Genomic DNA, 25,851 nt, shown 5'->3' on the forward strand with positions numbered 1-25,851 from the left:
CCGATCATCAACATAAACCGTAGTGCAATGATTTTCAATAGTTTAGAGTTTTTGGTTTTCATAACTGTATTTCTACTGCTGTATTTCTCGCTGCACGGCCGGGCACGGCTGTGGCTTTGTTTGCTGGGGAGTTATCTTTTCTACGGGTGGTGGGACTGGCGTTTTCTGGGACTTATTGCGCTCACGACGCTCATGGATTATTCGCTGGGTATCCTGATGGAACGTGCCACCGACGAGCGCGACCGCAAACGGCTGATTTACTTTAGCGTGACCATTAACCTGCTGTTTCTGGGGTTCTTTAAGTACTTCAACTTCTTCGCCGATTCATTTCGGAGCATGGTGGAACTGGCGGGTTTCCAGCCCAGCGATACCACGCTCAACATCATTCTGCCCATCGGCATTTCGTTTTATACATTCCAGTCGATGAGCTACACGGTCGATATCTACCGGCGCGAAATCGAACCCGAACGGGATCTGGTCCGGTTTGCCGCGTTCGTATCGCTGTTTCCGCAGTTGGTGGCCGGGCCGATTGTGCGGGCGCGGGATTTTTTGCCCCAGTTCCGTAGCGACAAGCCCTGGGACTGGGACCGGTTCATATCGGGCCTGACGCGCGTGCTGTGGGGATTTTTCAAAAAAGTAGCCATTGCCGACTCCCTCGCCCCGTTTGTTGAACATTGTTTCGCCATGCCCGCCACGGTCTCGTCGCTGCACATTTTCATTGGCATCTTCTTCTACTCGTTTCAGATCTACTGCGACTTTTCGGGCTATTCGGACATCGCCATTGGGCTGGCCCGCATCCTGGGGTTCACCTTCATCGAAAACTTCCAAACGCCTTACTTCTCGCGCAGTTTCACCGAATTCTGGACGCGCTGGCACATCTCGCTGTCTTCGTGGCTGCGCGATTACCTGTACATTCCACTGGGTGGCAACCGGGGCAGTAAACTCCGCATGTACCGCAACATCATGCTGACCATGCTCATTGGCGGGCTGTGGCACGGGGCCAACTGGACGTTTCTGTTCTGGGGATTTCTGCACGGGGCCTACCAGGTTGTTCAGCGAATGATTCAGCCCTACGCCCGGCAGATGTACGGGGCTTTGCGCTTTCCCCCGTTTTTGGGGCGGGGGCTGGATATACTCATCGTGTATTTGCTAACCTGCTTCGCCTGGATTTTCTTTCGCAGCCCCACGTTTGCCGTCGCCAACCAGGTAATCAGCACCTTGCTATCGTTTGAAAACGTTAACTGGGCGAGCGTAACCAACAAATTCATTGCCATCCGGGGCTTTTTGCTGATTGGAATCCTACTGCTGGTCGAGGTTACCAATTTCCGGTTTCACTACGCGCAGCTACTGGTTCAGCGGCCGGTTCTGCGACTTGTCGCCTACGCCTGTCTGTTCTGGCTCATCGCGCTGATGGGCACGTTTGGCTCGAGTTCATTTATTTATTTTCAGTTTTAACCGTAGTCTCTTCGCTTCCTCATCCTATGAAACATGCTCTCTGGATTATTGCACTCATTGGCGTTACCCTGCTCGGCGACCGCTTAGGCGGGGCGCTCCTTCGTCACGTTGTCGACGACAGTCAATTTCGCTATTCACGGCTGTATAATGGCCGGGCTGGGGCTGACATCGTATTCATGGGAAACTCGCGCGGGCTATCATTTTACGAGCCTCACGTACGTCAGCTTACCGGGCGCACGAGCTTCAACCTGAGCTACAACGCCATGCCGATGGATTTGGGCTATACCCTTTTTCAGGATTACCTCCGTCGCAATCCCGCCCCGAGTACGCTAATTATTGAAGTGTCCATGTGCAACCGGCTTAACAAAGAGCTGGTAGTAAGCTTCGGCTGCTACGCGCCTTATTCGCCGGAACTAACCCGGCTGATCAACGCCTATGATCGCAAAATGGGCGTTGCTGGCCAGGTAGTTAACCTGGTTCGCTACAACAGTGAGGTGTTTCAACGGGCTTTGTACCACCTCAAACGGTCCGATGAAAACTGGATAGTTAACCGCACTATTTCGAAGACTATGATTAATACGATTGGTTCGGTAAAACCGCACAACCTGAAAGTTGCTTCCAACGATATATTACAAAGTCTGGTGAAAACGGTGAAACTGGCTCAGTCGAAAGGTATTCGGGTGCACTTAGTCGTGAATCCGTACCAACCGGATTTTGTGGCTAAATTAGCTCATTTAGAGTCGTGGAAGGCACAGATCAGCAATGCTACCGGACTACCCATCACCGACTACTCAAATGCCGTGCAGGGTAATGAACAATTTGCTGATTATCAGCACCTCAACGTGAAAGGCAGCTATCAACTTATTTCGTTGTTGAAAAAGGAAGCTATTTTGGACTAACAAAGTCATTCACAGTTGATGCCGAAGCTAAACTTGACGAAGTAGCCGTTCAGCTCATACCAAGGCAGGCAACTAACCGATCAATGGGCTGCAGGATCTTGATTATGTTGCCCATAATGGAAACAGTGGGTAGGCAAAAATTCAGGAGCAGCAAACTAAAAATAACATAATTGCGATTGGTTTGGGTCATTTCGCTGCTATTTCTGTAGAATAGAAAAAAGCCCACTAATAATGAGATGAAGCTGTAGGATAAACTTCTTGTCAGGTCTTCCACCGAAAAACTTATTGTTGTAATAGCCAGTGTTCCCAAATTATATACTGCCAGAAGAAGCTTCGTTTTTCGTAACCACCACGCTGATAAAATGATTAAAAATCAGGCTAATTTATAAGTCAGCAGAAATCCTATTGCATTTATCAAAAATAGATGCCCGCATTTGAACCGGATAAATAAATCAACTCCGCTCTGGCTTCCGGAAGGCGTTGCTAATCCAAGGTGATAGGTAAGAGCGAACATGATTACACCATATAGTATAAATAATGCAATATAAGGAAAATCGCTAAAGGTTACCGACGAGTAGCGTTTAGCTGGATTAATGTTGACTACTTTCTGATATATGTAAACCAGTAGACCACCAAAAATAACCCATTCATCCGTAAAATAAGCACCGAGCAAACATAAGAGGATAAGCAGTGCGTTTCTGTTGGGTAAACTGGCGATAAAAAGCGTAAAAGCGACGCCATCATTCCATAAATACGTATCGTGGTAATACTTTTTCAGGTATACAATACCGCGAAATTAAACGCAACCAACGGACTGAATAGTTTATCGTCTGAGTAGGTGAACGCCAAACGGATAAGTAGTATGAAAAATATAAATCTTACACTATTATTGATTATGTAGAGACATAGCATTTTTATCGACAAGTTTTTCGCCGGAAGATATCGAATGAACAAGGTCGGTACGAATCGGAACGCTAATTTCGGCGAATGTGAATACATACTTACTTTTTGTGGCTCTAAGGAACGATTAGCCTATTTATCCAACGCCCGGTAGTTTTCGATTATAGACGAGTAATAGAGCGATTTTTTAACGAACTTTCGGAGAATTTTAAGTAGTTCGGTAAGGACCTGCTAATGCAGTAGACAACACAAATAAGAGAAACATTTATTTTCTAATGGCTTCGCTGTGTAATACTTAAAACTACCTTGCGCATAAGCACAAATAGCTTTTGAAGTAGATTGTTAATCTTGATAGTCTCAAAATCTATTAAAAACAATATTTGTTATAAAACGTTGACCATGAGTTGATTAAAAGGTTTGATTGAATCATTGTGGTACTTTTCATTGATAAATCTTCGCAGGCGTAAGAAGCTAATTTGTCGGGTAGTGTAAGCATGTTTAACTTCCGTCGACTAAAATTAGCTACTGACTTTGTTGCTCAACATGGGTCAAAACTCCCTTTTTAGTGAAGTATAAATCTAATCGCTTCAACTCTTTCTTAACCCGCATTAGATACGCTTTTGCCAAACCACCCGCTTCCATCAACCGTCGATCACTTGTCCAGGCTCGGGCATTAACAGAGCTAACTCGTTGAATTCGTCCTTTCGCCAATAAACAATAAGCCATCCAGCCATCTTCGCTGCGGCTGGTTACTTTACGATTCAGGTCATGCCGGTAGCCACCGACTGCTATTGCATCCTCCCGTCTAAACGCAAAGTTGAATCCCATAACATCAACGCATTCGCGATTTTTACGCTTGATTCGTTTAAATGTTTCGGAAGAGATTTCGTACAGACTTAGTGTAAAGCGACTATTTCCCGTACCTGGAATAAATGAGTACAAACCATAAGAACAGGAAACGTCTGCTTGCTGTAGCGGTTCAACAAGCGCGTCGAGCCAGGTGGGCGGATAAAGGCTGTCGGCGTCGGCATTAACGATATAACGACCCTTTGCCTTCTCAAGTCCGGCCTGCCGGGCGTAACTTATTCCCTGTTCAGCGACAAAAACAGACTTTACTCCACACAGGTCCAACAAGTGCTGCGTTTGGTCGGTTGAATTATTATTAGCAACAATCAGCTCCGTGCGATAGGAGGTTGTTAACGTAGCAATCGACGATAACGTGCGAAGGATGTTTTCTTCTTCATTATAAGCTGGAATAACAATTGACACTTCAGGATTTCGTATGTTAAAACGCTGCAAGTTTGTTTTTAGGTAATGTAGTGTATCCGCGTTTGTAGCAGACTCCGGTTTAAATATGGTATTGTGTGAACGTACCCAGGCTGGTATTGTGAAAAGACGCATTATAAACTATTTTTTAAGTGACAATTGACTTGTATTTCGACAAGCGAAAAGTAGATTTTATTACGGATTGAATAGAAAAACCAGTTGCTCCAATTAACCTGATCAATGTAGAATAAGTCAGTATAATTTCACGGCAATCGGCTATTCACTATAATATTAGGGACGTAACAAACAGGGTACAATAAGTACCGTGTTAATTGAGTCTAAGATTTTTGCGATGGAAGAATATGGTAATTATGTATTGTCTTGTATCGTTAAAGTGTTTACTTAGTTCATCTTTATTTTATATATGGTAACATGATATGGTCAGTTGTATAAGTACATTCAGTGCGTGAAAGTCATAGGTAGTTTTTCACGCATTGGGTTAGTAAACAGATCGTTTGGCGGAGCGCTTACCTGAGTTTGTCCATGGCCTGCTTCATGCTCACAAACTGCCGTTTCTTTTGGAGCACTGTTGGCGCTGCTACGCGTTCACGGCAGTCGAAAATGCCACAGCGTTCACACGCTTCGTTCACCACCCGAAACGGTACATCATTCGAGGCTGTAGTGAGAAATTTCATTTTGCTCCGCAGGGCGTCATTAACGGCGAAACACATCGACACGCTCATGTTCTGCTGAAGAGCCGGTTGAAACGGGTGGGCCACTGATATAATCAGGTACTGCTGACCCGAATCGGCGTATTCGGACAATTGCGCCCGACAAAGGGCACCATCAAATCCTTTGTTTTGCTGCAAAAACTGGAGTTCCTGCAAACTCGTCAGGGCGATCCACCGGCGGCAGTAATGCTCATCGACAATGCCGCGAGGCCCCTGCTGCCGCGACAGGTGCATTTCCTTCGTCAACTGAAAAGTGGTTTGCCCGGCGGTGTGATTAAATCGGTAAAAGAATAACTGGTCAATGCCGAACTGACTGGGCAGCACGTTACTCAGCCGGTAAAAGAACCGTTCGGGGGTGGCCTCAAAGGCCGTAACCAGATTCAGAAACGCGTCGTTACTCCAGGTAGGACGGGCGAACAGCTCGGTCAGTTTGGCCACTAAGTCGTCGCGCCGGATCAGGATAGCCCCGGCAAAGTAAGACGCCTTGTAATTATTAAGAATCTGCTCGAACGACTCAGCCTCGACCCATGAATAGGTGTAAGGCCGATTCTTGAGACTCATAAACTGGAAACCCACTTCGCGGGCCAGGATAAACGACCGCTGCTCGGCCGACAGCCCGGCGTTCAGGTGCAGCGTCTTCTTCCCCAGCCGATACACCGAGCGCAGCGCCGTCAGTTCGGGTTGGGTGAGGGGATCAAACGACTCGATGCGGACATCGTAACGCGTTTTAAGAAGATTCGTTAATAAACTCTCGTTCACCACTTGTTTTTGTCCGGCAAACTCGTCCAGAAACCGGTCGGCGTCAGCTTCAATATCAGGAAAATAATTGTCGTGCATTTCCTGATACGACCGTAGCATTGTCAGGTACAATCGCTCCACACTCATGTTGTAAGTAAGCGCAATGTCCATGAACGTTCGGAGCATGGCGCTCACTTTAGCCGGTGCTTCAACTAACAATTCGAGCAGATCGGACGGATCAATGCCGAAAAGTTCGAGGGGAATTTCAGTCAGAAATTTAGAGCGTAGGAAGTCAGAAATAGGCTCTAATTTCTTGCTCAATTTCAGCGATACCAATGAGTCGTAATCGACTTGCATGGCATTAGCCAAAGCCGATATTTTATCGGCTTTGGGGTATTTTCGCCCTTTTTCGATTTCCGTAACGTACGAAACAGACAGGCCCGACTGCTGAGCGAGTTCGCTAACGGACAAGCCTTTATCGAGTCGTAACTGGCGAAGTTTCAGACCAAACAGCAGGCGAATATGATCGGCAGGAAGAGTCAAATGAAGGAAATTATAAGCCAGTGCAACAACGGCTATGTTGTGCTATTATGCGGTCTTTCACCCGTGTTTTTTCACTTATTCAATACTGTTTTAAGCAAAAGTTCACCGAAAATGCTTCATACGTTACGCCCCAATCTCATTGGTTTTGGGTTTGCGTCCGCGCGGTTTTCCCGTATAGGCAGGCTTAGGAGCCGAATCGTTCAATTGCAGCTCGTAGCCCGATACACCATCCTCATACGTAAACGGTTTGATGGTGAACATGTATTTCGCTTTGGCGTAATCAATGCCGCTTTTCTGTAGAATAAGGGCCAGTGAAATGGTATAACTTTTGGCGGCTTTCACCATCTCGAACGTCTCCGCCGAATCGTCATCGGCGGGAACTAAGTATAGCGATTTTATCTTTCGCTTACCTTCCTGCGTGCCAATTTTAAAGCGCGTTGTGTCGGGATTGAAATCCAGTTGGCTTACTGTCTTGGCCGGAAATACTAATTTACCGGCTGGTGACAGATAACCCGTGAGCGTTACGGATTTCGGCGCACTTTTCGCCTTTTGTTCACTATTATCCTGAGGAGAAAAAAAACGGAGTGATGTTGCTTTCATGATATAGAAATTATAGATGTTGGTAAACAATGCAAATCTATACTATAAATTTTGTTTTTTTTCTCACCAATAATTTCATACCGTTTATTTTTACAAACGAATACGACAAGTAGTTGGCATGAAGCAGGGTTTAATTGTTTCTTTAATTGTCTATAGAATAAATAGAGGTTAATGGCAGGAAGAATAAAGCGCAGCTAAATTATCCCTAAAAACATAAAACTTTATGAAGGTACTGAATAAGGCACAAAACAGAATTGTACATCGTCGTCGTAGTTCGTCTACTAGGATCGCCAGAAATAATAAAATAAAGTAAGAGTATAGATAAACTATCGAATATAGCACCACGAGTATAAAAAAGAAAGCCCTCAGGACATTGTGTCCTGAGGGCTTTCTTTTTTGCAGAGAGCGAGGGATTCGAACCCCCGGACCTGTTACAGTCTTCGGTTTTCAAGACCGACGCAATCGACCACTCTGCCAGCTCTCTTGATGGTGCAAATATACGAGCGTTTGGAGATTTGTCAACCCACGCCGGGCCAGTTTAGGCCAAAAACCGTAGTTTTGCGCTATAATCAATGGGTGAATGAGTGAACTGTGAATGAGCGACGGTCCGGCGTTCCGGTGAGCGAACAGACGAATTGACTCTACCCCTCACCGGAACGCCGGACCGTCGCTCAACGGAACGCCGGACCGTCGCTCATTCACAATTCGCCCTTCTCGCTCCTTATGGATACGCTCGAATCTCTCCCTACGCTTGAAACTGCCCAGAAATTGGGCCTGCTGCCTGACGAATTCGACCGAATTGGTCAGATTCTGGGTCGACAGCCCAACTTTACCGAACTGAGCATTTTCTCGGTGATGTGGTCGGAGCACTGCTCCTACAAAAACTCCATCGTCTGGCTCAAAACCCTGCCCCGCGATTCGGACCGGATGCTGGCTAAAGCAGGCGATGAAAACGCGGGTTTGGTCGATATCGGCGATGGGCTGGCGTGCTCGTTCAAAATTGAATCTCACAACCACCCGTCCGCGCTGGAGCCGTATCAGGGTGCGGCAACGGGCGTTGGTGGTATTAACCGCGACATTTTCACGATGGGTGCCCGGCCCATTGCCCAGCTTAATTCACTGCGTTTCGGTAGTCTCGATCTGCCCAAAACGAAGCGGCTGCTCCGGGGCGTTGTGAAAGGGATTGGCGACTACGGCAACGCGTTTGGTATTCCAACCGTGGGTGGCGAGCTCTATTTCGATGAAAGTTACAATACCAACCCGCTCGTGAATGCCTTCTCGGCGGGGATTGTGGAGGTGGGCAAAGTGGCCAAAGCAACCAGCTACGGCGTGGGTAATCCGGTGTTCATCGTTGGTTCGGCAACGGGCAAAGACGGTATCCACGGGGCCACGTTCGCGTCGGAAGATATCTCAGCGGCTTCGACCGATAAACTCCCCGCCGTGCAGGTGGGTGACCCGTTCATGGAGAAACTGCTGCTCGAAGCAACGCTGGAAATCATCGCCACGGGTTACGTCATTGGCATTCAAGACATGGGCGCGGCAGGCATCATCTGCTCCACTTCAGAAATGAGCGCCAAAGGAGAGCACGGCATGATTATCGACCTCGACAAAGTGCCGACCCGCCAACCCAACATGGCTCCGTTCGAGATTCTGCTGTCGGAATCGCAGGAGCGGATGCTGGTTGTCATTGAGAAAGGTAAGGAACACATTATTCAGGGGATTTTTGATAAGTGGGACCTGAACTGCGCCCAGATCGGCGAGGTGACGGCAGGGGGCAAAAACGATCTGGGCCGTCTGCATTTCTACCGCTACGGCCAGCTCGTGGCCGACGTGCCCGCTTACGATCTCGTGCTGGGCGGGGGTGCCCCTCAGTACCACCGCGAGTATCGCGAACCGGCCTATATTAAGGAATACGCCAAATTCGACCCGTCGGACGTAGACGATCTTGACATAAATGAGGTTAGGAAAGTAGCGCAACACCTGCTGGCGCACCCCAACATCTGTTCCCGGCGGTGGGTCTATGAACAATACGATTCGATGGTGGGCACGGCAAACCGCAGCACCAACGCGCCCTCCGACGCGGCTGTGGTGCGGGTGAAAGCGCCGGGAATTGGTATGCCCGCTACTGACAAATCCATCGTGATTACGGTCGACTGCAACGGCCGCTACGTGAACGCTAACCCGCGCCAGGGGGCAATGATTGCCGTGGCCGAAGCTGCCCGTAACATCGTCTGCTCCGGGGGCGAACCGATTGCCGTTACCAACAACCTCAATTTTGGTAATCCCTACGTGCCGGAGGTGTACTGGCAGTTTGTGGAGGCCGTGCAGGGCATGGGTGAGGCTTGTCTCAAATTCAGTACACCCGTTACGGGTGGCAACGTAAGCTTTTATAATCAGTCGTCCGACGACGGGCCGGTGTTTCCCACGCCGACTATTGGGATGCTGGGGCTGATGGAAAACCCGGACCACTGCATGACGCTCAATTTCAAAGCCGAAGGCGACGCGATTTATCTGATTGGCCCGTCGACTAATGATATTGCTTCGTCGGAGTACCTGTATTCGTACCGGGGCATCAAGGCATCGCCCGCGCCGAACTACGATTTTGAGACCGAATGGCACGTGCAGGAGTGTATCAAAACCATGATCCGCAACGGCTGGCTCCAGTCGGCGCACGACGTGTCGGACGGGGGGCTGTTTGTGACGCTGGCTGAATCGGCGATGGCGGGTGATAAAGGATTTTCGATTGTACCCGATGACCGCTACCGCGCGGACGCGTTTTTATTCGGTGAGAGCCAGAGCCGGGTCGTCATTTCGGTAGCGGACGCGTATCGCAACGAGGTTGAGTCGTACCTGACAGAAGGCACTCCGTTCGCACACTTGGGCACCGTAACGGCGTCTGACTTTGTCGTGGACGGCGTTTCAGTTCTGACAACGGATGAGGCTAAAGATCTGTATGACAACGCACTGGGAAAAATAATGGCCTGACATATGACTCAAAACCTATCCGCCCTTACCCGCGAAATTGCTGCCATCGCCACCGATGCCGGGGCGTTTCTGCTCCAAGAACGCAGCCGCTTTCGGCGTGACGCCATCGAATATAAGGGCCTGAATAATCTTGTTTCCTACGTCGATAAAGAAACCGAGAAGCAGTTGGTCGAGCGGCTGGGTAAACTGCTTTCCGAAGCCGGTTTCATCACCGAAGAAGGCACCACCGGAACCGAAGCCGACCCCACCGCCCTCAACTGGATCATCGACCCGCTCGATGGAACGGCAAATTTCATCCACAACCTGCCCGTCTTTTCGGTGAGTATCGGCTTAGCGCAGGGCAAAACACCTATCGCTGGCGTGGTGTATGACCCTAACCGCAACGAGTGCTTTTCGGCCTGGCAGGGTGGGGGAGCCTACTGCAACGGCGACCGCATTCGGGTATCGCCCGCCACCCAGTTGGGCGAGAGCCTGATTGCAACGGGCTTTCCCTACTACACCTTTGAGCAGATGCCCCAGTATCTGCGCATCCTGGAGTCGCTCATGCAGCAGACCCACGGCCTGCGCCGGATGGGGTCGGCGGCTATCGACTTGGCCTACGTGGCGGCCGGGCGGTTCGAGGCCTTTTACGAGTACAACCTCCACTCGTGGGACATGGCTGCCGGGGTGCTGCTCGTTCGCGAAGCGGGCGGCATCGTTACCGATTTCACGGGGGGCGACGAATTTCTGTTCCGGGGCGACGTGATTGCCGGTTGTGGCGTCCATCCCGAACTGATTCGGGTGATTCAGGAATACTGGACAAAAAAGTTGATGAGTCAGTGAGTTGGTCAGTTTGTAGTTGGCTGACCGCACCGGCGGACCGGCTTCAACCTGGAAGCGTCAGCTAACCACAAACCCTTAAACTACAAACCAGTCTAACCCATGCAAGACCTCGATATTCTCCGGTATCCGCTCGGCAACTTCAATTTCGATCAGTCATTTTCGATTGCCGACACCAAACAGCACATTGTAGCCATCGACGAGTTTCCCATTAAGCTCACCGAACTCGTTGGCAAGTGGGGCGACGACCGGCTCGATACGCCGTACCGTCCCGAAGGCTGGACGGTCCGGCAGTTGGTGCATCACGTGGCCGACAGCCACCTGAACGGCTACGTCCGCACCAAACTGGCCCTGACCGAAGACAACCCGAGCATAAAACCCTACGAAGAAGGCGAGTGGGCTAACCTGCCCGACTCCCAGCTTGACGTGGCCCCGTCATTAGTGATCCTGCGTAACCTGCACCAGCGCTGGGTGGTCGTGCTCAACTCGCTTACCGAGAGTGATTTGCAACGTACATTCCTACATCCCGGCAGTGGGCGCACGTTTACGCTTGCCGAGCACGTGGCCCACTACGCCTGGCATGGCGAACACCACTACCAGCACATCTACCGGCTTGCCGGGCGGAACGGATGGTTAATGAATAATGTATAATGATTAATGAAGAATGAATAATGGATACTCAATCGGGAACCCCATTCTTCATTAACCATTATACATTCTCTACGTCATGCAGGAACTAATCATACTGCTGGTTTTCGCCCTTGCGGTTGCTTACCTCGGCAATCGGGCTTACCGGAGCTTCTCGAAGAAAGAGGCCGGGTGTGGAAAAGGCTGTGGTTGTGAGGCCGATTCTAAGGCGGCAAAACTGCCGATAATAAAAAACCTATAAGTTAAGTAGGCTAACATTTTGCCAATCCGGTCGTTAGTTTAGCAGTGAACGCGCAACAAATCACCGGTTTTTTGTTTTTTCTCGCGGCCCTGACCGGTGCCGTCAGTTGCCAGCGCGTCAAAACGGAGACGCCCGCTACGCAGAGTTTTGACCCGGCCATTGCCGACCCCGTGTCGTTTGTGTCGGCCGACGTTACCTTCAACATCCGGGATCTGGAGCATAAGATCAACAAAGCCCTGAATCCGGTGCTCGTTACGGAAGAAACGTTCGAGGGGAAAAAAGGCGAGGCCTGGCGGTTGCGGGTCGAACGTACCGGACCCGTGCGCGTTCGGTATGCGAACCGAAAAGTATCGTTTTCCGCGCCGTTGCAAGTGTGGTATAGCAATCCAATTGGCCTGCGCAAAGACAAAAAGAGCCGCCCCCTCTGTGCCCTCGCCGTTAACTTCGTTAGTCCCCTGAGTGTTGCTGCCAACTGGCGGCTTACAACACGGGTTAGCCTACAGGATTATCGCTGGATAAAGGAGCCAACCGTTCGGCTGATTGGACTGAAGATCAGCGTGAAAAAAATGGCGGAGAACCTCCTCGATAAACGGCGGGCCGATATTGAGCTGGCCATTGACAAAGCGGTGCATGAGGAACTGCGGCTCGACACCGAGGTGCGCCGTATCTGGCGGGACATGCAGAAGCCCCTGCGCCTGAACAAAACACCTGAAGAGATCTGGCTGATTCCCCGTCCATTCAGTGTGGCGGTAGCTCCCGTTTATGGCAACGCCCGGCGCATCACGCTACCCATTCAGGTTGCCTTTCGGGTCGATACCCGATTTGGAGCAATGCCGGTTGTGGAGCGTATTGAGCGGTTGCCCCGCCTGCTTCGTCGCGACCGGTTGCCCGATGCATCGCGCTTGCAGGTGCTGGCCCGCGTACCCTACGCCGACCTGAACCGGGTGCTGGCCCGGCAGCTTAACCAGCAAAAACTCGATTTGGCAGGAGGAACCATCCGCATCAAAAACGCGACGGTGTACGGGGGCGGGCGGTCATTAGTGTTGAAAGCCGACGTGGGCGGGTCGGTCAATGGGACGCTCTATTTCCGGGGATTGCCGACCTACGACACGCTTACCAACACCCTGCGCGTTCAGAACGTCGATTTCGACGTGGTGACCAAAGAGCGCCTGTTTGCCACGGCTGACTGGCTCCTCCACGATCACCTCCGCGACACGCTTCAGTCGGTGCTGGTGGTGCCGCTGCGCTACGAGGTCGACACACTGCCCGAAAAGATTGAATCGGCGTTTGCGCGGGGAAAAGCCGGTAAAAAAACCGCCCTCGACGTCGACGCGTTTCGGTTGGTACCCCTGCGGATCGTGGTCCGACCCGAAGGCATCGAGATCCTCATCAAAGTAGAATCGAAAGTCGATTTGGCCGTTAAGCGGTTATGAAAAAAGTTTGTGGTTTTTGAGTTTATGGTTTGTAGTTTCGGTTCCCCGCCGGGACTGACGCACGCAAGCCAGATGCGTCAGTCCCGGCGGGGAACCGAAACTACAAACCATAAACTCAAAAACCACAAATTTAAACTGGCTTCCACCGCCACAAATACCGGCTGGCGGTGGTGCGGTAGGGCCGCCAGGTATCGGCAATCTCCTGTAACACGTTATATAAGGCTTTGCCGGTCAGATTGTTGGTTCGGTCGGGATAGGCGAGCATCATGCGCTGGCGGATTACCAGATCGTCGATGGGAAACACGTCGGGCCGGTCGAGCACGAACATCAGCAGCATTTCCACCGTCCAGCGGCCAACGCCTTTGATCGGAATCAGGTACTGAACGATTTCTTCGTCGGTCATCGGGTCGAAGAACGGTCTGTCGAGCCGGTGGGTCAGCGAAAAATCGGCAACGCTCTGCACGTATTTCACTTTCTGACCCGACAGCCCCGCGCCCCGCAACTCATCGAAGGACAGGGCCAGCAGCGCATCGGGTTTGGGGTAGTTATTGGGGAACAGGCCGCACAGCCGGGCGAAAATGGCATCGGCCGCTTTCACCGAAATCTGCTGCGACACGATGCTTTCGAGCAGGGCCAGATACACGTCATTCTCGTAATCGGTGAAAATTTTAGGATTAGGCGTTTCGGCAATCAGGCGGGCCATCACGGGGTCCTGAGCGAGGTGAACAAGGGCGTGGGAAAGATTGGAGTCGGCGGGTTGCATGGCGCGAAGGTACGTAATCGTTGTTGCCAACTGTTCGTTCACGCCGAGTACTGCCCGTCCGTAGTTCTTGGAGGGCCACCGGGGCCGGAACTTTCCAGGGGCGTGCCGAAAACTGCGCGAACAGTACTCTCCGACCAACGGGGTTGCCGGTCGGTACGGGCAGAACGGATTGCAGGCCGTTGACGAGTTGGGCCGACAGCCGAACGGACTGGAAAAGAAGGGAATTTCGCAACTCTGCCAGAAACTACCCGGATCGAGCGATGCCATTGCGCCGAGTATTCTGCATAGATGGCCGCTTCAAAAAGGTGAGCCTTCCTGTGAGCACACAGAGCGTAGAAACAGGGGCCGATGGGCTGCTTTGTCGAGGGCTGGTATTTTGGATATATTTGTGCAATACCCTACAGATTTCCCGAATGGCTGATCTCATCCATTTGCTGACGACCGGCAGCTTGGTCCTAACCGCTTTCCTATTGTTCGCCAAACCGCGTTACACGAACCGGTACGCTAACCGCTGGCTCGCTGTTTTTCTGTGGTCACTGAGTGCCGTTTTTTTAGATGAAGGCTTCAGTATTCTGCATCTTACTCAGGAGATTCCATTCTCGTCCGAGTTTCTGGGTCTGTTCATGTTAATCGTTGGGCCTACCTTCTACTTAAGTGTGCGTTCGTTTACGCACCCACAACCCATCCGACTCCGGGCTGCTTTTTTTCATTTTTTACCATTCCTGATCCTCAGCATGCTTATTGTCTCCCTTGTATTTGTGGAGGATCAGCTAACCTTCCTGAAAACGCAGTTGAGTACCATTGGTGGAGATCTGGTTACCCTGTTGATGCTGACGTTCAACGTGGGTCAGCTCATCGTGTATTGCTTTTCATGCCTTCGCTTACTCAATAAACACCGGCAAACGCTAACTGCCTTTGTTTCGTCTCCTGAGTTGGTAGATCTGTTGTGGCTACGCTATTTTCTCTTTGGCGTGTGTTTCTTCGTGGGCGTGTGGCTTATAACGTTGTTTTTTCCGCTGCTCACTGGCTACATGTCCGTCTTTTATTTCGCCGGGGTATTTTACTTAGCTTATTTTGCCCTGAATCAGCGCGAGCTATTTCCGTTCTCGGAGGTTGAAAAAATGGCGATTGCCGACGTACTTGCCGAAGCCACGAATCCATCGGCCAATGAAGAGACAAAAAAGGCGTTGTTGCTCCCCCACGAACGGCACGAAGCTAAAGAACGCCTGATGGCAGCGATGCTCACCGACAAACGTTACTTAGACAATGAGTTAACGCTGCCGAAATTAGCCGAAGTGACTCAGTTGAGCATCCACAAATTATCGTATCTGCTCAACAACGATTTCGGTCTGAATTTTTACCAGTTCGTCAACGGCTTCCGAATCGAGGAGGCAAAAAGTCTCCTCAGTGACCCCAAAAAGAGCCATTTAAGCATGGAAGGCATTGCCTACGAAGCCGGGTTCAACTCCAAAACCGTCTTCAACACCACGTTCAAAAAAATGACCGGATTGTCGCCTTCCGGATTCAAAACCAAGCCGTTGGCTCCTGTGTCTCCTGCCTGAACGGATCGTTTTTGCCCGACTTTATAAACACGAACGGCCTTTTTCAGCGTAGTTGTTCGGCTGGATAAGTCAGAACGCGGCTTCGGTCGAGGGGCGCGAACATTGCAGCAGATTTTAAAACTAATCGCTGTACTGTCATGAAAACACTATTTTGTTCCCTGTTTTTGCTGGTCTTCTTTTTCGCTTGTCGGCAGGAATCTACTGTCCCGTCTGACAGCATGACCAGTTCGTTGTCGGCTGCCTACACAAACCGGCTGAATGTTGTCTTCGACAGTACCTGTCAACAATTACAGTTGAAGGGGGCGGTGGCGGCTGTGCTGGTGCCCAACGTTGGCCTTTGGAAAAGGGCTTACGGCGTTTCGCACCAGGGCGTGCCGATTGCCACCGATATGGCCTTTACCATCGGCAGCAATACGAAAACGTACGTGGCTACGCTTATGCTCAAACTTCAGGAAAATGGCGTTTTAAGCCTGAATGATACCATTGGTACGTGGCTCAAAAACAAGCCCTACGTCAATGGGAAAGTCACGATCAGACAACTCCTGAATCACACCAGTGGCTTCGGTGATTTTAGCTTCAACCCCGCCTTTATTGAGGCCATCAAAGGCGATTTCAACCGGGTGTGGCAGGCCGAAGAGATGTACCAGTTTTTCGCTCCGCCTACCTTCTCAACACCGGGCAGCAGCTATGCGTACTCCGACCAGAATACGGTGTTGGCTGGTTTGGTCATCAGGGCAGCCACCAACAAACCCGTTGAGGCTTCGCTTCGCGATTTAGTGCTTAAACCATTGGCCCTCAATAATACCGTTTACTATCCTTTTGAGAATACATCGCTGATTATGCCTCATTCCTGGTCAGCGGATTACAACGATGCCGGAAAACTGGAAGACTTAGATGCAACGTATGGCTATTCAAGAAGGGCATTTTGCAGTGCCGATAATGCGGCAGGCGGTATGGTTAGTACGGCCGAAGAAAACGTCCGTTTCTGGGATGGTTTAATGCAGGGCCGGATTATAAATCGGAATTCGCTGGCGTTGATGAAACAGTTTATGCCGACGGGCTTTCCGAATGAAAGCTACGGATTATGTCTGTTGCAACAGGTTAATAAATACAATGGCCGAACGGTGTTTTCGCACAACGGCTATGTCCCCGGTAGTGTCAACGATAATGCCTACGATCCGCAATCGGGAGTATGCCTGACAATTCTTACCAATCAGGATAAAGTGAAGGACTTCGCACTGGTGTTGGACGCCCTGCATAAGGTGTCACTTCAGTATAAATAAAGCCATGTTCTGACCATAATTGATCTCTTTGATCTAGAGCGTACGGTATCGGAAGAACAATTTCCTGTTTTTTTTCAATGCTCTGTCCGGTTTACGGAAACTCATTCGTCTTAATGGCAAATCAGTTAATTTATCACGTAAACCAAATCAATCATCATGGAAAAGTTCATGCTCATTTTTCACTCAACCCAGGATCAGGGAACGGCTTATCTACAATCGCCCGAAGAAATACAGGCTGAAATGCAAAAGTGGAACCACTGGATCGGCGGCATTGCGGCCCAGAGCAAAATGCTCGGTACGGAAGCGCTCATGCCGTTTGGTAAAATCATGAGCAAAGGCGGGGAGGTCGTTACGGATGGACCCTACACGGAGGGAAAAGAGATTATCGGCGGCTACGCCCTTGTCAGTGCGGCTCATCTTGATGAAGCGGTTGAGCTGGCTAACGGATGCCCCATTTTCGCTATGAATGGGTCGGTGGAAGTCCGGCCAATTGTTAACTTTGGGTAAACCATCCGCATTCCCTCCGGCTCGCCGGAGGGAGCTTTTATGCCTGCTCCGAATGAATCCAACCACTTAGTTAACCACCTGTTCCGCCACGAAGCGGGCCGGATGGCGTCGGTGCTGACTTGTATGCTGGGTTTCGACCGGCTCGATCTGGCCGAAGACATCGTCCACGATGCGATGGTGCAGGCGCTGCAAAGCTGGCCGTTTCAGGGTATTCCCGATAACCCCCAGGCCTGGCTCTACCGGGTAGCCAAAAATAAGGCGCTGGATGTGGTCCGGCGCGAAAACCGGTTTCGGCAAATTAGTTCAGACGCCGATTATCTGCATCAGCAGGAGGCAACCGACGCGATGAATCAGTCACTTTTCTTCGACGAGGACATCACCGACAGTCAGTTACGGATGCTATTCGCCATCTGCCACCCGGCCATTGCGCCGGAGTCGCAGATGGCGATGTGCCTCAAGATTCTGTGCGGTCTAAGCGTTCGCGAGATTGCCGGGGCATTTCTGACCAGCGAAGAAACGATTACGAAGCGGCTCTACCGGGCGAAGGAGAAAATCAGGCAGGACGGCATCCTGCTCGAAGTGCCGGGTGGTCCGCACCTGTTCAGTCGCTTAGACGGCGTACTAAAAAGCATTTACCTGCTCTTTAACGAAGGGTATAATTCGCTGCATCCCGACACGCTCATCCGGCGCGATTTGTGCGAAGAAGCCATTCGGCTGGCGTTGTTGCTAACCCAGACGCCCCGCACGCAGGCCCCCGCCGTCGATGCCCTGCTGGCGCTGATGTGCTTTCAGTCGGCCCGTTTCGACGCCCGCATCGATGAGAGCGGGGCCATTGTCCTGCTGGCCGATCAGGACCGCAGCCGCTGGAACCCCGACCTGATCCAGAAAGGGCATGATTACCTGAACCGCTCGGCCGGGGGCGATGCCCTGAGTGAATACCACCTCGAAGCGGGTATCGCCCGGCTCCACTGCCTTGCGCCAACCCACGCGGCCACCGACTGGCCGACCGTGCTGCTGTATTACGACCTGCTGCTGGCCCAAAAGTCTTCGGCTGTGGTGGCTCTGCACCGGGCGGTAGCGCTGGCGGAGGTGGACGGTCCGTTAACGGCCATCGTAGCGGTAACGAACCTGCCCGGATTAGACAAAAATCACTATTACCACGCCATCCTGGGTGATCTGTACGAACGAAATCACCAGCCCGACTCCGCCCGGCAGCATTATGAGCAGGCGTGGCACCTGACCCCATCCACGGCCGAAAAAAAATTGCTGAACCGAAAGCTGGAGCGGTTGTGAGGGAGCGTGTGCATGGGTACTGTCCACGACACTAATTCGTATATTCTTTTAGCTGTCTTTCAATTCAACTCCTCCAACTCATTCATGGTCAATACGCTAACTCCCATCCGGTACTGCGGGCTGTCTCCGCCGTAGAGTAACGTCAGTGCGGTTGCTGGGGCTAATTTGCCAAAATACTGAAGCCCTTTAAAAAAGTCGGTTTGGATAGTTTTACTCGATTTGATTTCTACGGCGGTCAGGCTCGTTCCCCGGTCGATGAGTAAATCGACTTCGTGGTTCGACTGATCCGACCAGAAATAAAACGGCGGTCGCTGACCCCCGGTTCAGCCAGTTCTTAGTCAACTCGTTAATCATCAGGTTCTCGAACAGCGATCCCCGCGCAAAATGAACGGCCAGATCAGCCACCGACCGAATGCCCAGTAAATAAGTTGCCAAACCCGTATCGTAAAAATAAACTTTCGGCGTTTTCACAATCCGCTTGCTGAAATTCTGGTAGTAAGGCGGTAACCGGTACGCAATAAACGACGTTTCGAGGACCGATAACCAGGCATTCACGGTCTTGTTATCGACGCCCAACTCAACGGCCAGACTCTGCTGATTGAACAACTGCCCAATCCGCCCCGCCAGTAACTGGATGAATCGCTGAAGCAGGCCCAGGTTCAGAATGTTCTTCACCTGACGCACGTCGCGCTCCACGTAGGTTTGCAGATAGCTGTCGTAAAAACCCGTTGGATCAATGTCCTGCACGATTCGGCGCGGGTAGCTTCCACCCACTAAATGAGTTTCCCAAGCTGTTGGCACGTAGGCTGTTCCGCGTAACTCAGCCCACGACAGGGGCAGCAAATTGAACACGGCTACCCGTCCGGCCAGCGATTGGGTGATCTGTTCCATGAGCAGAAAATTCTGCGAACCGGTCAGGATGTATTCGCCGGTACGCTGCCGCTCGTCGGTTACCACCTGTAGGTATGAGAATAGTTCAGGCACGTATTGCACTTCATCCGAAATGACGCCATGCTGGTAAGTTTCCAGAAATCCTTAGGGTCTTGCCGGGTAAAATTCCGCTCGACCGGGCTTTCCAGGCCGACATACCGGTAAGTGGGGCGGAGCAGCTTTGCCAGCGTAGTTTTCCTCGACTGACGTGGTCCTGTAATGGTAATGAGCGAGTATTTTTTGAGCAATTCGGAAGCTCGGTTAACTGACGGTCAGTCACGGTGCTTTTTCTTGACAATTTAGGAATTCAATTCCCCATTTGTCAAGAAACGGTCGCTAACTCGGAGATGATATACTATTCGATGATTCTATAGACAGTATTAAATCTTACTCGGCTGGATACATAACTGCATTTGAATCTTTACTCTGCCGGATGATGCACTCTCACATCGCCGGGTGGATGGGGCATATTACTTACCAAATGCTACGATTCTCCGGCGAGGGTCAATACGTGATTGAATAAGGATGAACCGATTCTGAATTTCGTGGTAGTGATTAAGGCTTCCACCTGCGTCTTTATTACTTCCAGCAGACCCAGTTGCTTGGCTATGAGCAGAATATCCAACGTTCCAATGACTGGTAACTGTAATTCGACGCTTTGGAACGCCCTTCCTGGTCATCCATCAGTAGTTTATCCGCTCCCGTTTCCAGCATCAGCACAATGGCTTCCGCTTCGCCTTCGTCCATGAAAACAAGCATATCCAGATACCGCTGACGGTCCTGTATCGACCGCACTACGAGCCAGTTGGGAAAGTTTTCCAGCCAATTGCGCATGAACGGATCGCGCAGCATTTCGTCACGTACCCGCTCCGGGACCAACACTTGCCGAAATAAAGCGGGCAGCAGGGCAATTTGACCAATCTTGTGAAGGGCGTTGAGCGATGATGTGTCACTGACGACAATCATGTCAACACAAGCGTTTTAAGATCTTCTTCAAGCATCTCGACGGTGTACTCCTGCCCTAAGCCCCGCTCGCCAAGTTCGTTGGCGAAGGCAATACGATCCAGATTCGTAAGTAGCCGGGCCTGTGCTTTGGTTAGCTGTCCAGTGGCATAAAGTTGCACGGCCAGCGCCAGTCGGAGTTGGTCATCCGTCAGGCCGGTACTGTTGATAATCGTGTCATCGAGTCCGAGCTGCATGATTGCCAGGCGGTTTTGAATCACTAAAGTATAAAGAAGATCGATTGATAAACGACCATCATCAATCCCGCTCGTACCGCTTTCGTAATCGCCGACCTACGTCGCTGGCCAGGTCGTCGCGCATACTGGTGTAGAGTGACCAGCGCGAGGGCGGGAACATATCGGCCGATTTCAGGCTGCTGCCATTCAGAGCGCGGTCGTCGCCACTGAACGTTTGCCACTCAGTCGTCCAGCTTTCGCGCTCCCAAACGCTGTCGTTCCACAACTCGCGCCCACTCTGAATGTCGACGGCGTGCATCCGCAGGGTCAGACTGGCGCTGATTTCCCGGCGGTAGGTCGTCAGCGTTCCCTTTGCTTTTTCCATAATGTCCACTTTGGTGGAATCATTGATCTTCTTCTCGCCGACTTTATATTCCTGACTGCTTTCGACCGACGTGCTGGACGATGACGTGTGATCGTTGTAGGAGTCGTAGTCCGTGACCTGCATCTGAATGGCCTGGTGAAGGGGATAGCCATCACCCGCGTCTTCGGTGGGGGCATAGAGCCGCACGAACGCCGACGGTGCCGGGTTTCGGCCAATGTGTTGCAGAATCAGCCCTTCCAACTGGATATTATCTTCGGGGCTGATCTGCCCCGTTGGGCCGAGTGGCTCCACCACCACGCGCAGGATGGCAAACGGCAGGGCGTCTTCCGACTTGGCGAGGGTCTGCCGGTAGTTAGGGATCCATTCGGCGGCCTTTCGGTAGTTCAGGTAGGCGTCTTTAGCCGCCAGCCGGTCGGTTTCGCGGTACGGAAAGGCCAGTTCGGCCGCTTCGTAGCGGTCGGCAGCGGCCAGTTCGCGGGTGTCGCGCTGGCGGTCGTGGTAGGAGATTGGGTAAGGGGCTAACCAATCGGCGCAGGTGGGGCACTTCAGGGCATCGTCGGTCAGGGTTTGCAGCGCTTGGTACTCAGCGTGAACGGCTTCCCACCGGAACGGCAGCGGGTTGGTGGTCGCCGACAGCCGCCGGATGCTGGCCTGATGCTGCTCGTAGCCCCGAACAAACGCCCGCTGCAACACCCAAGAGGCCGTGCCATGGCCGCGTTTCGACAGGCCGGGGGGCTGGTTAAGGCGCTCGGCGGCTTTTTTTACGGCTACGTCATAATTACCCTGCATGAGGGCGGTTTTGCCGCTGCTGCACGCCGTTAGCAGCAGCACGGGGAGGTTGATGAAAAGAAGGAAGCGGATCATGGTGATACCGGTTTTAAGCGCTCAACAGGCATATGCACTACGGTTGCCAGCCCTATTAATACCCATCAGGAAAGCGCTGATAAGATACGAATTTCTGAACATTCGACAACGAACGTGGTATTCCGTTTATCTTTGACTACTTCTTTTTTTGTGATCCGCATGTCAAAAAAGCAACGTTATCGTTCGGCCGAGAAAAACCTCGGTACCTCGCCCGGAACGCTTACCTACGTGGGTGAGGAAATTGAACACGCGATCAAAATCAAACGCATCGAATACAACGTTACCGACTACCACGTCGATGAGAGCAGCAAACTGAGCGCCTGCCAGTTGCCTCACGCCGGAACACCCTATGTCAACTGGCTCAATGTCGACGGTATTCACGATCCGAAAGTGATAGCCGCATTGGGGCAGCAATACCACCTGCACCCCCTGCTGCTGGAAGACGTAATGAACACCGGGCAGAAACCTAAAATTGACCTGTATGACGATACGCCGACGCCACCCGTCGAATCTGCCAACGGTAATGGTGTCAGTACGAATTATCCCGTCGGTAAGACCGAGCCGGTGGTGTATGTGACCCTTAAGATGCTGCACCACAGCCGACAGCGCCAGGAAATTGATCCAGAACACGTTAGCTTAGTGCTGGGCGAAAACTACCTGATTTCGTTTCAGGAGGAGCGGACGAAAGATATTTTCGAGCCGGTGATCGAGCGCATCAAAGCGTCGGCGGGTAAAACCCGGCGCAACGGACCCGATTACCTCATGTATGCGCTGATGGACGTGATCGTTGACCATTACTTTGTGATTGCCGAACGGATTGGCGAAAAGGCAGACGAACTGGAGGAGCAGATCGTTCAGCAGCGGGCCAATCAGCAAACGCTCGCCGTCCTCTACATCCTGAAGCGCGAACTGGCGACCATCCGACGAATGGTTAACCCCCTGCGCGACGTGGTGGGCACGTTGCTGCGCGAAGAATCCGACCTGATTCAGAAAACGACGGTGCCTTACCTGCGCGACCTGGCCGACCACATCAACCAAATTATCGAAACCCTCGATTCACAGCGCGAACTCATTGCCGGGCTGATGGATGTGTATTACTCTATCGTCAACAACCGGATGAACTCCGTTATGAAAACGTTGACTATCATATCGGCCATTTTTATTCCGCTGACGTTTATCGCCGGTATCTACGGCATGAACTTCGATAACATGCCCGAACTGCGCACCCCAACCGGGTACTTCTGGACGTTGGGCGCGATGGCTGCCATTGCCGTTGGCGAGATCATCTATTTCAAGCGACGCGGCTGGATGTGATGCCATGACCAACCCCCAACAGCTAATGGCTAATTTGCGGTGGCTGACCGACTCCCGGCAAACGCTCTCTGCCGAACAGGCAGCTAACAGTGTATTCTTCGCCATTAAAGGTGAACACCACGACGGTCACGCCTTTATCGGTGAATTGTACCGGAAAGGCGTTCGGCAATTTGTGGTCGAACGGGACGCCCTCACCGGACCCGCACGGGCCAATGCCGCACCGGCCGACGCGCGGTTTATTGATGTTGACAGCAGCCTGCAAGCCCTGCAAACCCTGGCTGCTCAGCACCGGCAGCAGTTTTCGATTCCGGTGGTGGGTATTACGGGCAGCAATGGCAAAACCATCGTGAAAGAGTGGCTGGCACAGTTGCTGTCGGATGAATTCGTGATCGCCAAAAGCCCCAAAAGCTACAACTCGCAACTGGGCGTGCCGCTGTCGGTGCATGAACTGAGTGAGCAGCATACGCTGGGAATTTTTGAGGCCGGTATTTCCAAACCGGGCGAGATGGCCGCGCTGGAGGCCGTTATTCGCCCAACGCTCGGCATTTTTACCAACATTGGCACCGCCCACGACGAAGGATTCCGGAGCCGAAAACAGAAAATTGCCGAAAAACTCCGGCTCTTCACCCACGCCGATGCGCTTATCTACTGCGCCGATTACGCCGATATTGATGAGGAGGCCCGGCTGCTGCTGCCCGCCGTTAACCCCGCCCTACGGCTCATTACCTGGTCGCTGACGGGTCGGGTCCCGGCGGGGCACCGCACGAAAGGCCGGGATGCCGAGTACCAAATTGAGCGAAATGGCACTTTTTTACAGATAAAAACGGGCCAGGAAAAGGCAGTAATTGAAACATACAAACTGCCGTTTGATGATGCAGCCTCGGTCGAAAACCTGATTCATTGCCTGATTGCGGTTAAAACCCTGACGACACCCAATGTTCGAGCGGTGCAAAACAGCCTGAATCGACTTCGGCCGGTGTCGATGCGGCTCGAACTGAAAGAAGGCATTAATAACTGCGTCCTGATCGACGATTCGTACAACAACGACGTGGCGGGGCTGCAACTCGCCCTTGGTTTTCTGAATCAGCAAACCACGCGTACCCGGACGGTTGTCATTCTGTCCGACGTGTTGCAGTCGGGTCAGCGCGAAGACGAACTCTATGGGCAGGTGGCCGATCTGATGCGTTCGGGGCGGGTGGCTCAGTTTGTTGGTATTGGCCCGGTGGTGAGCCGAAACGCCCGGTTCTTCGCCAGCGACAGTCAGTTCTACCCCAACACCAACGCGTTTTTGACCCAGTTTCCGGTTGCTGACCTGCGCGATGCGGCCGTGCTGGTGAAGGGTGCCCGGTCGTTCTCGTTCGAGCGTATTGTGAGCCGACTACAGCGGAAAGCCCACGGTACGGTTCTCGAAATTAACCTCGACGCGCTGACCAACAATCTGAATTACTACCGCGAAAAAGTGGGGCCGCAAACGAAAATTATGGTCATGGTAAAAGCGTTCGCGTATGGCAGCGGAAGCGCGGAAGTGGCCCAGCTACTCCAGTTCCACCGGGTAGACTACCTCGCCGTCGCTTACGCCGACGAGGGCGTATCGTTGCGCCAAAATGGTATTACGCTGCCCATAATGGTCATGAACCCGGCCCAGGAAACGTTTGCCACGCTGCTCGAATACGGCTTAGAACCGGAACTCTACAGCCTGAAGATCCTGCGGGAATGGGGGCGGTTTTTAGACGAGAGAGGAGAGGAGGAGCAACATCTTCCTTGCCAGATCCACCTCAAAATTGACACGGGGATGCACCGGCTGGGATTTTTGGAAAGTGAACTGCCCGACGTGATTGCCTACCTTAACGATCACCCGAACCTGCGCGTGGCCACCGTGTTCAGCCATTTGGTGGGGGCCGACGAAGCGCAGTTCAACAATTTCTCGCAGCAGCAATACCAGACGTTCCTGAGGAGTACGGCCGTGCTCGAAGCGGGTTTGGGCTACCGGCCGACGCGTCACCTGCTCAACTCAGCCGGTATCGTGCGCTTCCCGGACTACAGATTAGATATGGTCCGGCTGGGCATTGGGCTGTATGGCGTGGAGCCGAGCCGGATCGACAAAGCCGCCGTGCAGCCCGTGGGAACACTCAGAACCATCATCAGCCAGCTCAAAACCGTACCGGCGGGCGAATCGGTGGGCTACAGCCGCCGGGGTCTGCTCGACCATGATGCCCGCATTGCCACGCTGGCCATTGGCTATGCAGATGGCTTCGACCGGCGACTCGGCAACGGCGTCGGTCAGGTTTGGGTCAACGGAACACGCTGCCCCACCGTCGGCAGCGTGTGCATGGACATGACGATGGTCGACGTGACGGGGGCATCGGCTGCGGAAGGGGATGACGTCATCATCTTCGGCCCCGAACTACCCATCACCGAACTGGCCCAGCAGATGGGCACCATTCCCTACGAAATCCTAACCGGCGTCAGCGAACGGGTGAAGCGGGTGTTTTTTAAGGAAGGGAACTGACTAAC

Annotated in this window: 22 protein-coding genes, 1 tRNA gene and 1 pseudogene; 13 read left to right on the plus strand and 11 right to left on the minus strand. The window is 52.1% G+C overall.

Features of this window, described 5'->3' with window-relative positions:
* Nucleotides 1–27 precede the first annotated feature (27 nt).
* Together ACYVHB_RS02970 and ACYVHB_RS02975 are read left to right on the plus strand one after the other, a co-directional pair.
* Nucleotides 28–1,455, plus strand: a complete 1,428-nt coding sequence (locus ACYVHB_RS02970; RefSeq protein WP_461049460.1) for an MBOAT family O-acyltransferase — start codon at nt 28–30, stop codon at nt 1,453–1,455.
* Nucleotides 1,456–1,481: 26 nt separating this feature from the next.
* Nucleotides 1,482–2,354, plus strand: a complete 873-nt coding sequence (locus ACYVHB_RS02975; RefSeq protein WP_461049462.1) for a hypothetical protein — start codon at nt 1,482–1,484, stop codon at nt 2,352–2,354.
* Nucleotides 2,355–3,776: 1,422 nt separating this feature from the next.
* On the opposite strand, the gene ACYVHB_RS02980 is transcribed toward ACYVHB_RS02975, so the two are convergent.
* The 4 genes from ACYVHB_RS02980 to ACYVHB_RS02995 all read right to left on the minus strand — a co-directional run bounded on the left by ACYVHB_RS02980 (nt 3,777) and on the right by ACYVHB_RS02995 (nt 7,616).
* Entirely contained in the window at nt 3,777–4,553 is a 777-nt protein-coding gene (locus tag ACYVHB_RS02980) for a glycosyltransferase family 2 protein (RefSeq protein ID WP_461049463.1), read from the minus strand.
* A gap of 494 nt (nt 4,554–5,047) precedes the next feature.
* Complete coding sequence (locus ACYVHB_RS02985; protein ID WP_461049465.1) at nt 5,048–6,532, minus strand: helix-turn-helix domain-containing protein; 1,485 nt, start codon at nt 6,530–6,532, stop codon at nt 5,048–5,050.
* Nucleotides 6,533–6,655: 123 nt separating this feature from the next.
* Complete coding sequence (locus ACYVHB_RS02990) at nt 6,656–7,132, minus strand: hypothetical protein (RefSeq protein WP_461049467.1); 477 nt, start codon at nt 7,130–7,132, stop codon at nt 6,656–6,658.
* Nucleotides 7,133–7,531: 399 nt separating this feature from the next.
* A tRNA-Ser gene (locus tag ACYVHB_RS02995) sits at nt 7,532–7,616 on the minus strand.
* Between the two features lie 239 nt (nt 7,617–7,855).
* Here ACYVHB_RS02995 and purL point away from each other — a divergent pair.
* The 5 genes from purL (at nt 7,856) to ACYVHB_RS03020 (ending at nt 13,258) form a co-directional block, all read left to right on the plus strand.
* Nucleotides 7,856–10,117, plus strand: a complete 2,262-nt coding sequence (gene purL / locus ACYVHB_RS03000; protein WP_461049469.1) for a phosphoribosylformylglycinamidine synthase subunit PurL — start codon at nt 7,856–7,858, stop codon at nt 10,115–10,117.
* 3 nt (nt 10,118–10,120) lie between these two features.
* Nucleotides 10,121–10,939 carry an inositol monophosphatase family protein gene (locus ACYVHB_RS03005; RefSeq protein WP_461049471.1) on the plus strand — a complete coding sequence of 273 codons (819 nt, stop codon included), beginning with the start codon at nt 10,121–10,123 and terminating at the stop codon, nt 10,937–10,939.
* Nucleotides 10,940–11,038: 99 nt separating this feature from the next.
* Nucleotides 11,039–11,587, plus strand: a complete 549-nt coding sequence (locus tag ACYVHB_RS03010) for a YfiT family bacillithiol transferase (protein ID WP_461049473.1) — start codon at nt 11,039–11,041, stop codon at nt 11,585–11,587.
* Between the two features lie 76 nt (nt 11,588–11,663).
* Nucleotides 11,664–11,825, plus strand: a complete 162-nt coding sequence (locus tag ACYVHB_RS03015; protein ID WP_461049475.1) for a FeoB-associated Cys-rich membrane protein — start codon at nt 11,664–11,666, stop codon at nt 11,823–11,825.
* A 44-nt stretch (nt 11,826–11,869) separates the two neighbouring features.
* Nucleotides 11,870–13,258, plus strand: a complete 1,389-nt coding sequence (locus tag ACYVHB_RS03020; protein ID WP_461049477.1) for a DUF4403 family protein — start codon at nt 11,870–11,872, stop codon at nt 13,256–13,258.
* Between the two features lie 130 nt (nt 13,259–13,388).
* Here ACYVHB_RS03020 and ACYVHB_RS03025 read toward each other — a convergent pair whose 3' ends face one another.
* The gene (locus ACYVHB_RS03025) at nt 13,389–14,021 is read right to left on the minus strand and encodes a DNA-3-methyladenine glycosylase family protein (RefSeq protein ID WP_461050020.1); all 633 of its coding nucleotides are present in this window, start codon (nt 14,019–14,021) and stop codon (nt 13,389–13,391) included.
* Between the two features lie 413 nt (nt 14,022–14,434).
* Between ACYVHB_RS03025 and ACYVHB_RS03030 the strand changes: the two genes are divergently transcribed.
* From ACYVHB_RS03030 to ACYVHB_RS03045, 4 genes are all read left to right on the plus strand, one after another.
* Nucleotides 14,435–15,583, plus strand: a complete 1,149-nt coding sequence (locus ACYVHB_RS03030) for a helix-turn-helix domain-containing protein (RefSeq protein ID WP_461049479.1) — start codon at nt 14,435–14,437, stop codon at nt 15,581–15,583.
* A gap of 137 nt (nt 15,584–15,720) precedes the next feature.
* A complete protein-coding gene (locus tag ACYVHB_RS03035; protein WP_461049481.1) occupies nt 15,721–16,866 on the plus strand; it encodes a serine hydrolase domain-containing protein in 1,146 nt (381 codons plus the stop codon).
* Between the two features lie 156 nt (nt 16,867–17,022).
* Complete coding sequence (locus ACYVHB_RS03040) at nt 17,023–17,373, plus strand: YciI family protein (RefSeq protein ID WP_461049483.1); 351 nt, start codon at nt 17,023–17,025, stop codon at nt 17,371–17,373.
* A 39-nt stretch (nt 17,374–17,412) separates the two neighbouring features.
* Entirely contained in the window at nt 17,413–18,666 is a 1,254-nt protein-coding gene (locus tag ACYVHB_RS03045; protein WP_461049485.1) for an RNA polymerase sigma factor, read from the plus strand.
* Nucleotides 18,667–18,725: 59 nt separating this feature from the next.
* On the opposite strand, the pseudogene ACYVHB_RS03050 reads toward ACYVHB_RS03045, so the two are convergent.
* From ACYVHB_RS03050 to ACYVHB_RS03075, 6 genes and pseudogenes are all read right to left on the minus strand, one after another.
* Nucleotides 18,726–18,932: pseudogene (locus ACYVHB_RS03050) on the minus strand (hypothetical protein); the annotation flags it as partial.
* Nucleotides 18,877–19,695 carry an ATP-binding protein gene (locus tag ACYVHB_RS03055; protein ID WP_461050022.1) on the minus strand — a complete coding sequence of 273 codons (819 nt, stop codon included), beginning with the start codon at nt 19,693–19,695 and terminating at the stop codon, nt 18,877–18,879. The pseudogene ACYVHB_RS03050 and the gene ACYVHB_RS03055, both read right to left, overlap by 56 nt.
* 385 nt (nt 19,696–20,080) lie before the next feature.
* Nucleotides 20,081–20,221, minus strand: coding sequence for a DUF3368 domain-containing protein (locus ACYVHB_RS03060; protein WP_461049487.1), 141 nt, complete (start codon nt 20,219–20,221; stop codon nt 20,081–20,083).
* The gene (locus ACYVHB_RS03065; protein WP_461049489.1) at nt 20,203–20,562 is read right to left on the minus strand and encodes a hypothetical protein; all 360 of its coding nucleotides are present in this window, start codon (nt 20,560–20,562) and stop codon (nt 20,203–20,205) included. Before ACYVHB_RS03065 ends, ACYVHB_RS03060 begins: the two co-directional genes overlap by 19 nt.
* Nucleotides 20,559–20,795, minus strand: coding sequence for a UPF0175 family protein (locus ACYVHB_RS03070; RefSeq protein ID WP_461049491.1), 237 nt, complete (start codon nt 20,793–20,795; stop codon nt 20,559–20,561). The genes ACYVHB_RS03065 and ACYVHB_RS03070 overlap by 4 nt, the downstream gene beginning before the upstream one ends.
* A gap of 61 nt (nt 20,796–20,856) precedes the next feature.
* Nucleotides 20,857–22,023 (minus strand): hypothetical protein, encoded by a 1,167-nt coding sequence (locus tag ACYVHB_RS03075; RefSeq protein WP_461049493.1) that lies wholly within the window; start codon nt 22,021–22,023, stop codon nt 20,857–20,859.
* Nucleotides 22,024–22,182: 159 nt separating this feature from the next.
* Between ACYVHB_RS03075 and corA the strand changes: the two genes are divergently transcribed.
* Together corA and ACYVHB_RS03085 are read left to right on the plus strand one after the other, a co-directional pair.
* Nucleotides 22,183–23,337, plus strand: coding sequence for a magnesium/cobalt transporter CorA (gene corA, locus ACYVHB_RS03080; protein ID WP_461049495.1), 1,155 nt, complete (start codon nt 22,183–22,185; stop codon nt 23,335–23,337).
* Nucleotides 23,338–23,341: 4 nt separating this feature from the next.
* The gene (locus ACYVHB_RS03085; RefSeq protein WP_461049497.1) at nt 23,342–25,846 is read left to right on the plus strand and encodes a bifunctional UDP-N-acetylmuramoyl-tripeptide:D-alanyl-D-alanine ligase/alanine racemase; all 2,505 of its coding nucleotides are present in this window, start codon (nt 23,342–23,344) and stop codon (nt 25,844–25,846) included.
* The last annotated feature ends 5 nt before the right edge of the window (nt 25,847–25,851 follow it).

Source organism: Spirosoma arcticum, assembly GCF_054779955.1.